At 70.2% G+C, this 9294-nt stretch carries 8 protein-coding genes; 3 read left to right on the top strand and 5 right to left on the bottom strand.

The features are described 5' to 3' along the window. Positions 1–281 precede the first annotated feature (281 nt). Positions 282–431 (top strand): hypothetical protein, encoded by a 150-nt coding sequence (locus AC5P09_RS42835; protein ID WP_388363739.1) that lies wholly within the window; start codon positions 282–284, stop codon positions 429–431. Positions 432–519: 88 nt separating this feature from the next. Here AC5P09_RS42835 and AC5P09_RS42830 read toward each other — a convergent pair whose 3' ends face one another. Continuing rightward, positions 520–1980, bottom strand: coding sequence for an aldehyde dehydrogenase family protein (locus AC5P09_RS42830; RefSeq protein ID WP_493879101.1), 1461 nt, complete (start codon positions 1978–1980; stop codon positions 520–522). 369 nt (positions 1981–2349) lie between these two features. On the opposite strand from AC5P09_RS42830, the gene AC5P09_RS42825 reads away from it, so the two are divergent. Beyond that, complete coding sequence (locus AC5P09_RS42825) at positions 2350–3294, top strand: NHL repeat-containing protein (protein WP_307673240.1); 945 nt, start codon at positions 2350–2352, stop codon at positions 3292–3294. Between the two features lie 68 nt (positions 3295–3362). On the opposite strand, the gene AC5P09_RS42820 is transcribed toward AC5P09_RS42825, so the two are convergent. Then, positions 3363–4844, bottom strand: a complete 1482-nt coding sequence (locus tag AC5P09_RS42820; RefSeq protein ID WP_493879100.1) for an aldehyde dehydrogenase family protein — start codon at positions 4842–4844, stop codon at positions 3363–3365. Positions 4845–5063: 219 nt separating this feature from the next. Here AC5P09_RS42820 and AC5P09_RS42815 point away from each other — a divergent pair, with 219 nt between their 5' ends. Next, a complete protein-coding gene (locus AC5P09_RS42815; RefSeq protein ID WP_307673242.1) occupies positions 5064–5855 on the top strand; it encodes an IclR family transcriptional regulator domain-containing protein in 792 nt (263 codons plus the stop codon). A gap of 54 nt (positions 5856–5909) precedes the next feature. Here the strand turns inward: AC5P09_RS42815 and AC5P09_RS42810 are convergent, their stop codons facing one another. From AC5P09_RS42810 to AC5P09_RS42800, 3 genes are all read right to left on the bottom strand, one after another. Next, positions 5910–6821 carry an SDR family NAD(P)-dependent oxidoreductase gene (locus AC5P09_RS42810; protein WP_493879099.1) on the bottom strand — a complete coding sequence of 304 codons (912 nt, stop codon included), beginning with the start codon at positions 6819–6821 and terminating at the stop codon, positions 5910–5912. A gap of 143 nt (positions 6822–6964) precedes the next feature. Further along, positions 6965–7651: a response regulator gene (locus tag AC5P09_RS42805; RefSeq protein ID WP_392778370.1), complete on the bottom strand. Its 687-nt coding sequence runs from the start codon at positions 7649–7651 to the stop codon at positions 6965–6967. Then, the gene (locus AC5P09_RS42800) at positions 7600–9252 is read right to left on the bottom strand and encodes a GAF domain-containing sensor histidine kinase (RefSeq protein WP_493879098.1); all 1653 of its coding nucleotides are present in this window, start codon (positions 9250–9252) and stop codon (positions 7600–7602) included. The genes AC5P09_RS42805 and AC5P09_RS42800 overlap by 52 nt, the downstream gene beginning before the upstream one ends. Positions 9253–9294 lie beyond the last annotated feature (42 nt).

Below are 9294 nucleotides of genomic sequence, written 5' to 3'. Positions count from 1 at the left end.
GTTCACTTCATGTGCGTCCACACCTTCAGCGTTCCCCCAGACAGGACCGACAGGCAGACGTAACGGAGTCCTACTAGTCGCATTGTTGAATAGGAGGGTAGCTGCGGGCTCACCTTCCTGCAAAGTGACGCCGCTCGGACAGGAGCTGAGGCCGTCGAGGGCGGTCCACCGCCGCAGTCGCCCGCCTTGGTCCCGCGCCGACCTCACCGCTCATTCCCACTTCAGGCCTGAGCACCGACCGCGGTCTGCGCCGGCACCTGAGCGCCCGGGTCATCAACGGCATGCGCAACAAGGACGCGGTCGGCTTCACCACCGCCCGCCGTTTCGCGCCGAACCGCCCGTACCGGGTCACCTTCAACGGTGGCGTCCACGACCCGGGCGCCACGCCTAATGCCAGACCGCCATGGCCCCGGCTCACCTCCGGCTCTTAAGAGCCGGGGACGGAGCTCACCCGGCCGATCCCGCCCGGGAGGGCCCGCCGTCGGCGGCCGGGCGCTCGGAGCCGGCCCTGTCGAGGGGTCAGGCAAGGGAAATGACGACCGACTTGGTCCTCGTGTACGCCTCCAGCGCCTCCGGCCCGGATTCGCGTCCGTAGCCGGACTGCTTGACGCCGCCGAAGGGCATGGCGGGATCGAGCATGGCCCAGTCGTTGACCCAGACGATGCCGGCGTCCAGTCGCGCGGCGACCCGATGGGCGCGCGCCAGGTCGGAGGTCTGCAGACCGGCGGCAAGTCCGTACGGCGTACTGTTCGCCAGCGCGATCGCCTCTTCCTCGGTGTCGAAGGGCTGAACCGTCAGCACCGGGCCGAAGATCTCCTCCTGGACGGTGCGGGCGTCGTTGTCCAGGCCGGCGATGACGGTGGGCTCGAAGTAGTAACCGCCGTTGAGTTCCATGCGCTCACCGCCGACGACGATGCGGCCGCCGTCCTCGACGGCCGCTTTCACGAAGCGCTCGACGTTCTCCACGTGCCGCTCGCCGGCCATCGGCCCGACGACGGTGGCCGGGTCGAAGGGGTCGCCGACGGGGACCGCCGGAACCGCGTCGGCGAGGATGCCCAGCGTGGTGTCGTACAGGGACCGGTGGACCAGCAGCCGGGGTCCGCCCATGCAGAACTGTCCGGTGTTGAAGACGAAGGCCTTGATGATCGCGCCGATCGCCTTCCCGACGTCGGCGTCCTCGAAGACGATGTGCGGCGCGTTGCCACCCAACTCCATGGTGACCGGCTTGAGTTGCGCTCCGGCCGCGCTCGCCGCCAGGCGGCCGACCCTCGTCGACCCGGTGAAGGCGATCTTGTCGACGCCCGGATGACGCACCAGTGCCTCACCCAGGACGGGGCCGCTGCCGGTGACGACGTTCACCACACCCGCGGGAACGCCGGCCTCGGCGAGGATCTCCGCCATCAGCAGCGCGCTGAGGGGAGTCTCGTCGGCCGGTTTGTGGACGATGGTGTTGCCGGCCGCCAGGGCGGGGGCGAACTTCGACGTGCTCAGGATCAACGGGAAGTTGAACGGGGTGATCGCTCCCACCACGCCGACGGGCTCCCTGCGGGTGTAGGCGTGGGCGGGCAGGGCGACCTGCCGCGTGGCTCCGTCGAGGCTCTGCGCCAGCGCCGAGTAGTACTCGTACGTCTCGGCCACGGTCTCCACGTCGACCGCTCGGCTGAGCGAGAGGGGCTTGCCGACGTCGAGGCTCTCGACCGCGGCGATCTCGTCCGCCCGTTCGCGCACCAGATCGGCCACCCGGTGCAGCACGCGGGCGCGCTCGCGGGCCGGTGTCCGGGGCCAGGGCCCCGCGTCGAAGGCCTCGCGGGCGGCGGCCACCGCGGCGGCGACATCCGCCCCGTCGGCCTCCGCGACCGTGGTGACGACTCTGCCGGTGGACGGGTCGACGATGTCGCGTCGCTCCTTGGACTCCGCGTCCCGCCACTCTCCGCCGATGAACAGCCTGCCCGGTTCGATGTGCGGTCGCTGCACGCTCATGGCCCGCTCGCCCTCCCGGTGCGGCGCGCGGCCGCCACCGTGCTCACGCCGGTCGCGCCACTGCGGCCGGCAGGTTTTCGGATGATGGCCCAGCGGTGCCCGCCTGGACAGGGAACCGGGAGGCGCGCGCCGGAAGTAAGGACGAATGACGTATCCCGGGCGCGACGTTCAGCCTTGTCAGGTCGGCCTGCTGTCGAGTGGCGCGCCTTCGCCGTCCGTGCGCCCACCGGCCCGGCGGCTTTCCGTCCGATGGACTGAGGAGAGTCAGGACATTCGTCGCTGTGCATAGATACTTGAACTCTCAAGAATTGATCCAGGAGCCCAGCCGGACCGGCACGGCCCGTCTTGTTTTCCGTGGAAGGACGATCGATGACAAGTTCTCTCGCACGCAGGCAGCTTCTCGGCACGGGCATTGCCCTGGGAGCGACGGCCCTGATCGGCGGTACGGCACAGGCCGCTCCGGGCACCGCCAGATCGTGGCCCAAGGAGTTCTCGCTGCCCAACGGCTGGGGGCCGGAGGGAGTCGCGATCGGCTCCGCGCCGTACGCCTACTTCGGATCGATCGCCACCGGCGGCGTGTACCGGGTGAACCTCGCGAGCGGCAAGGGCAAGGTCGTCCACCGCGGCCTGGGACGCATGACGGTCGGGCTGAAGGCTGACTCCTGGGGGCGGCTGTTCCTGGCGGGCGGCAGCAGTGGCGAACTGCGGGTCGTCGACGCCCACAGCGGTGCGCTGCTCGCCAACCACGTCGTCGCCGGAGAGAACAGTTTCGTCAACGACGTCCTGCTCACCCGCGACGCCGCCTGGTTCACCGAGTCGTTCAGCGCACAGCTCTTCAAGCTGCCGCTGGGCAGGCAGGGTCGCATCGGCGCCCCGGAGAGCCTCACGCTGAGCGGTGACTGGGTGCAGTCCGGTTTCACGTCCAACGGCATCTCGCTCACCCCCGACGGCAGCGCCCTGCTCGTCACCAACGCGGCCGCGGACGGCGGTTCGCTGATGCGCGTCAACCCCCGCACCGGCGTGGCCCGCAAGGTGGACCTGGGTGACACCACACTGCCCAGCGGCGACGGGCTGGTGCTGGTCGGCCGCACCCTCTACGTCGTCCAGCCCAACCCCAACCAGGTGGACGTGATCCGGCTCAACCGGTCGGGTACACGGGGCACCGCGGTCGGGGTGATCAGGGACGACCGCTTCGACCTGCCCACCACGGCCGCCGCCTACCAGGGTCGGCTGTACCTCCCCAACTCCCGCTTCACCACCCCGGACCGGGATGAGAACACCCCTTACAACGCGGTGTCCGTGCCGTTGGTGTGACGTACGGCCGGAGCACGGCTGGACCCCGTCCGCTCGAAGCGGGCGGGGTCCAGCCGTGCTCGCAGTTTCTATCCGTGCCTGGTGATGGTGTGCGCTTCGGTGAAGGAGAGCAGGCCGTCGGGGCCCATCTCGCGTCCGATGCCGCTCTGCCGGAAGCCACCGAAGGGGGCTCGGTCGTCGCATGCGACGGCGTTGGCGTGGTTGATCCAGGTGGTGCCGGTGCGCAGCCGTTCCGCAAGGCCCGCCGCGCGGGCCGCATCGGCGCTCCAGACCGAGGAGCACAGTCCCGACCAGTCGTTGTTGACCTGGTGCAGTACGGCGTCGACATCGTCGAAGGGCAGGATCGGCAGGGCGGGGCCGAACTGTTCCTCGGTGACGATCCGCAGGCCGGTGTCCGGGGCGAGGACGAGGGCGGGGCGCAGGTAGTGGCCCTTGGAGGCGGCCGCGCCGGGGGCCAGGGTGCCCAGTTCGCGCACCTCGGCTCCGGCTCCGGCGGCCTGGGCGAGCATGTCCGCCACCTTGTCACGCTGGGCGGCGCTGTTGAGGGGGCCCATGGTCGAGGCGGGATCGTCTCCGGGCCCCACACGCTGGGTGTCGAGGGCGGAGGAGAGCGCGTCGACGAGTTCGTCGTAGCGGGAGCGGTGGACGTACACCCGCTTGACGGCCATGCAGACCTGGCCGCTCGTCAGGAAGGCGCCCTGGACGAGCCGTCCGATGTGCTCCTGGTCCAGTACGGCGTCGTCGAGGACGATCGCGGGGTCGTTGCCGCCGAGTTCGAGCGTCACCGCGGCGAGGTTCTGTGCTGCGGCGGCCATGATGTGCTTGCCGGCGGCCGTGCTGCCGGTGAAGACGATCTTCCGTACGCGAGGGTCGGTGAGCAGCGGGGCGACGGCTTCATTGCTGCCCGTCACGACGTTCAGCACCCCGGCCGGGAGGCCTGCGGCGAACAGCTCCAGCGTGCGCACCATGGCCAGCGGCACGGTGGGCGGGGGCTTGACCACGGCCGTGTTCCCGGCGAGCAGCGCGTACGGCAGGCTCGCTCCGAGGATCGCGATCGGCCAGTTGAACGGCACGATGACGGTGACCACGCCCATGGGGAGGCGGTGGATGTACGAGGTCAGCGGCGGGCCGTCGAGACGCCGCACCTGGTCCAGGGAGTCGACCAGGTCGATCGCCGCCCGGGTACGGGCCACGAAGACCCCCATCTCGATCTGGCTCTCGAAGGAGATCTTGCCGTTCTCGCGGGTCATCAAGGCCGCTCGCTCGGCCTCACTGCCGTCGAGCAGGGTGAGCGCCTCACTGATGATCTCCGCCCGCCGACGGGCGGGCATCGCGGCCCAGGCGGGGAACGCTGCATCCGCGGCCGCGACCGCCGCGCGGGCTTGCTCGGGGGTCGCCGCGGCTGCGTGGCCGACGACCAGGTCGGGGGCGGCGGGGTTGCGGACGGCCGTCCACGCCTCGGTCTCGACGGGCTTGCCGTCGATGAGCAGTCCGGTCCGGACGGGCGCCGCCCCGGTCTCCTGCGGTGCTGTAGGCATTCTTTCGGACATGCGACTCTCCTGGAAGGATCAAGAAGCGCGGGAAAGAAGGACGTGCGACGCCTGGCGGACCATCATCCGCATGGCGGACATGGTGGCTCAGGTTCGCTTTGGACAATTGACCGTGTCAACCCCTCGGATGCGGAAGCCTCGCAGGCACCGCTGTCCGCATCACGGACACACGTTAGGCTGACCGGTCAGAGACCACTCCGACCGCAGCCGAGGAGCCACGTGCCACGCCACGGAACAGGACCGGATTTCATCGAGGCACTGGCCCGAGGGCTGGAAGTCATCGCCGCGTTCCGGCCGGGGCACCCGCGGATGTCGCTGGCCCAGGTCGCCGGCGCCACCGGACTCGCCAGGCCGACCGCCCGGAGGATTCTGCTGACTCTGGAGGAACTCGGCTATGTGCGCTCGTGCGAGACAGGGTTCGCGCTGACCCCCCGGGTGCTCGAACTCGGGGTCGCCTACGTACGCTCCATGGGATTGTGGGACATCGCGCGGCCCCACATGGAGCGGCTGGTGGAGCGGACCGACGAGTCGTGCTCCGTGGCTCAGCTGGATGGATCGGACATCATCTATGTGGCCCGGGTGGCCGTCCCGAAGCTGGTGACCCTGTCGGTGCAGATCGGAACGCGGTTTCCGGCACTGCAGACCTCCCTGGGAAAGGTACTGCTGGCGGCACTGCCGGCCGATGAGCTGGAAAAGGTGCTCGCCGAACCCTCACGCTCGGGGCTGACGCCGTGCTGGCAGCCCGGCCCCGACGAACGCGACACGGTCCTGCGCGAGGTGCGGGCTCGTGGATGGGCGCTGACGGACCAACAGCTGGCGCCCGGCATTCGGTCGGTCGCGGCCCCGTTGCGTGACGGCTCCGGCCAGGTCATCGCGGCACTCAACGTCAACTGCCACGCGGCCGAGACGTCGGTCGAGCGGCTCGTCGAGGAACATCTGCCGCTGCTGTTGCAGACCGCGGGAGACATCAGCGCGGATTTCGCCCGCGTCGCCGCCGTCCCGCAGACCTGAGCAGCCATTGCCCCTGACACGGACCTGAGGGCCGTCAGAGGGGCCGCGTGCGCGTCACGCCTCCTCAAGGGCTTCCAGATCGAGGGGGGTGGGCCTGAAGTCCTGGAGGCGGTCCGCATAGGTGCCTGAGAAGAGTTCCGCGACCGATCCGGCGGTCCAGCCGCCCTGCCCGAACCGCTCCTCGACCTCACCGGGGTGCGTCCACAGGGCGATCCGGTCGCCTCCCGCCGCGATGGCCTGTCCGGTGACGTGGGCCGACTCCTTGGACGCGAGGTACACGATCACCGGTGCCACGTCCTGCGGCGATCCCAGCCCCTGCCGCCGGACGGCGTCGGGAACGGGCTCCCCCGCGTCCACCTGCGCCACAAGGTCACCGACCCGGGGCATGGTCGCCACCATGCGGGTCAGCGCGGTCGGCACGATGGCGTTGACGGTGACATCGATCTTCGCGAGCTCGAGCGCCCAGGTGCGCGTCATCGCCACGATCGCCCCCTTGGACGCCGAGTACGCGGTCTGGCCGAAGCTGGCGCGCTGCCCAGCCGGTGATCCCACCAGGATGAGCCGACCGCCCTCGCCCTGTTCGCGGAAGCGGGCAGCCGCCGCGCGACCACAGGTGAACGTACCGCGCAGATGGCTGTTGACGACGAGGTCGAAGTCGTCGTCGGTGGTATTGCGCAGGGTCCGGTCGCGCAACGCACCGGCGTTGGTGACCATCACGTCCAGTCGGCCGAACTCGTCGACCGCGCGCCGCACCAGCGCGTCGGCGAACTCGGAACCTCCGACCGCACCGACATGGGCGACGGCCGTTCCGCCCGCGTCCGTGATCAGGTCGGCCGTCTCCGTGGCCACGTCGGCGTCCAGGTCGTTCACGACGACGGCGGCACCCGCCGCGGCCATCGCGCGAGCATAGGCACGTCCCAGGCCTCGGCCCGAACCTGTGACGATGGCGACTTTGCCGTCGAGCATGCTGTCCTCCTGAACTGGGGGCGATAGGGCGACTCCCCTGAGCGTAGGAACGCCCGGGCCCGTGAGGATCCCGCTGATGACGGCACCTGCGGCCGACCTGTGTCCCGGCCGGTCCGGGACATCCGTCGCGGTCGGCAGGGCGGTCAGCCCTTCGGGGGCACCAGTCCTTGCCGCACCGCGAGCAACGCGGCCTGGGTGCGGGAGGTGAGCCGGAGTTTGCGCAGAACATTGCTCACGTGGGTGCGGGCGGTGCGCTCGCTGATCACCAACTCGTCGGCGATCTGCTGGTTCGACCGGCCCTCGGCGACGAGGACGAGGACGTCGCGTTCCCGGCCGGTGAGCGAGGCGAGCCCGGTCGGCGGCGAAACGATCTCCTGGGTGAGTCCTCTGGCCACCGCGGGGTCCAGGAAGACCTCACCCCGGGCGGCCGCGCGGATCGCAGCGACCACCTCACTTGCGTCGGCGTCCTTGAGCAGGTAGCCGGCGGCCCCCTGCGCGAGCGCCGCATGCACGCGTTCCATCTCGCCGAAGCTGGTGAGCACCACAACTCGGAGACCGGGGTGACGCTGCTTGATCGCTCCGATCGCCGTCGCCCCGTCCATCTTGGGCATCAGCAGGTCAATCAGGACCACGTCCGGCAGTTCCCGGTGAGCGGCCATCGCGTCGAGCCTGGTGAGTGCCTCCTGGCCGTCGGCGGCCTCCGCGGCCACTTCCATGTCGTCCAGGACTTCGAGATAGGCGCGGATTCCGCGGCGTACGACGGCGTGGTCGTCGACGATCAGGACCCGGACCGGGCGGGGTTCTCCGTTTCCCGCAGCGGAACCGCCGATGGGATGCTCCCTGATCCCTCCGAGCCCGGGGGCGCCTGGGGCACTCGTACGGGAAGGGGTATGACGACCCGTACGGTCGTGCCGCTCCTCGCACCGGATCTGATCCTCATGGTGCCGCCCCATCGCTCTGTCCTTTCCCGCATGGTCCTCAGTCCGTAGCCGTGCTGACCGGTGGCCGTGGCCGCCTCGCCGTCCTCGTTCTCCTGTGCGACCCGTCGCCCGCCGGATTCCGTGATCCCGCGGCCGTCGTCGCGGATGGCGGCGGTCAGGGTGTGGTCGTGTACGGCGAGGCGGATGGTGACGGTGGTGGCCTCCGCGTGCTTGACCACGTTGTGGATGGCCTCACCCACGATCCGGTACATGTCCTCGGCCAATTCCGGTTCGACCGTGTCCACTTGGTGTCCGCACTCCAGCCGGATGCTGAGACCCGTCCGGTTCTCGGTGCTCTTGACGAGCGTGGTCACCGCGTCCTCAAGACCAAGCCGGAGGGAGGAGGCGGGACGCAGTTCGTGCACCATGGCCCTCAGGTCGGCGAGGACGGTTCGCGACAGCGAGCCGACCTCGTCCGCGAAGGCCCGGACCGCTTCGGCCGGCACCGCTTTGTCCCGCGCGCCCAGCACTCCGACGGCGTTGGCCTGCATGCCGATGGAGAACACCTGCTGCACGATCGAGTCGTGCAGGTCGCGGGCGAGGCGCTGACGCTCGTTGCGGCGGGCGCCCTCGCGCTCACGCTGAAGCAGCGTGGCGTAGTCGACGGCGAGGGCGGCCTGTTCCGCCATGGCGGCGAGGAACTCCAGGGTCCGGCTCCCGATCTCCTGCCCGGGGGCGAAGTAGGCGTTCAGCACCCCTTCGGGACGACCGCGCGCCATCAACGGCACACTGACGAAGGAGTCCCAGTTCAACTCCCCGAGGTAGGCGTGCAGCGGTTCCCAGGCCGGGTCCTCGAGGATCTGGGCCCACCGGTGCGGGACGACGATCGGCCTGCGTTCCTTCAGGGTGTCCAGCATGCACAGCCGGGCGCCCCGGTCACGGCACTCCAGCAGACGGTCGAGGAACGCGTCCCAGTAGCGCAGTCCCGCGGAGCCCATCAACCGCAGTTCCCGGCCGGTGCTGTCGAGGGTGAGGATCTGCACACCGGCCAGGCCGTCCGCCTGGACGATCTGCTGGGCCACAGCGTCCAGTGTGGAGCCGAGCGAGCCCTCCGAAGCCAGTGCGATCGACGTCCGGGCGATCGCCGCGATCCTGCGCTGCCGGTGCCATTCGTCGGTGACGTCGCGGAACGACACCACCGTGAACTTCGGGTCGGCCGGCAGACTGCGGGCGCGGTAGGCGAACTCACGTCGAGGTCCGCGGGCGGGCTCCCAGCGGGCCACCTGCTCGTCCGACCGGACCTCCAGCAGCCCCGCGCGGCACTCGGCGGCTCCCTCCACCGAGGTGAACGGGGACGACGCACCGATGAGGTCACCCTCTGCGTCCGCCCGAAGCAGCGCGGCCGCCGCCGGGTTCAGCCGTACGAACCGGCCCACGCAGTCCAGAACGGCGAGGCCGTCCGGCGCGACGGCGGCGATGTCGTCCCACCCCACGAGCGGCGACGCGGACATGACCGATCTCCCTCAACATCGACGAAGAACCCGCCCCGCGGA

The organism is Streptomyces sp. a15 (assembly GCF_059026085.1).
This window is presented reverse-complemented; position numbering and strand designations above follow the sequence as displayed.

Bases quoted from the DNA above. Each gene is read 5' to 3' on its own strand.
- AC5P09_RS42835 (WP_388363739.1), top strand. From the start codon at position 282: ATGCGCAACAAGGACGCGGTCGGCTTCACCACCGCCCGCCGTTTCGCG.
- AC5P09_RS42830 (WP_493879101.1), bottom strand. From the start codon at position 1,980: ATGAGCGTGCAGCGACCGCACATCGAACCGGGCAGGCTGTTCATCGGC.
- AC5P09_RS42825 (WP_307673240.1), top strand. From the start codon at position 2,350: ATGACAAGTTCTCTCGCACGCAGGCAGCTTCTCGGCACGGGCATTGCC.
- AC5P09_RS42820 (WP_493879100.1), bottom strand. From the start codon at position 4,844: ATGTCCGAAAGAATGCCTACAGCACCGCAGGAGACCGGGGCGGCGCCC.
- AC5P09_RS42810 (WP_493879099.1), bottom strand. From the start codon at position 6,821: ATGCTCGACGGCAAAGTCGCCATCGTCACAGGTTCGGGCCGAGGCCTG.
- AC5P09_RS42800 (WP_493879098.1), bottom strand. From the start codon at position 9,252: ATGTCCGCGTCGCCGCTCGTGGGGTGGGACGACATCGCCGCCGTCGCG.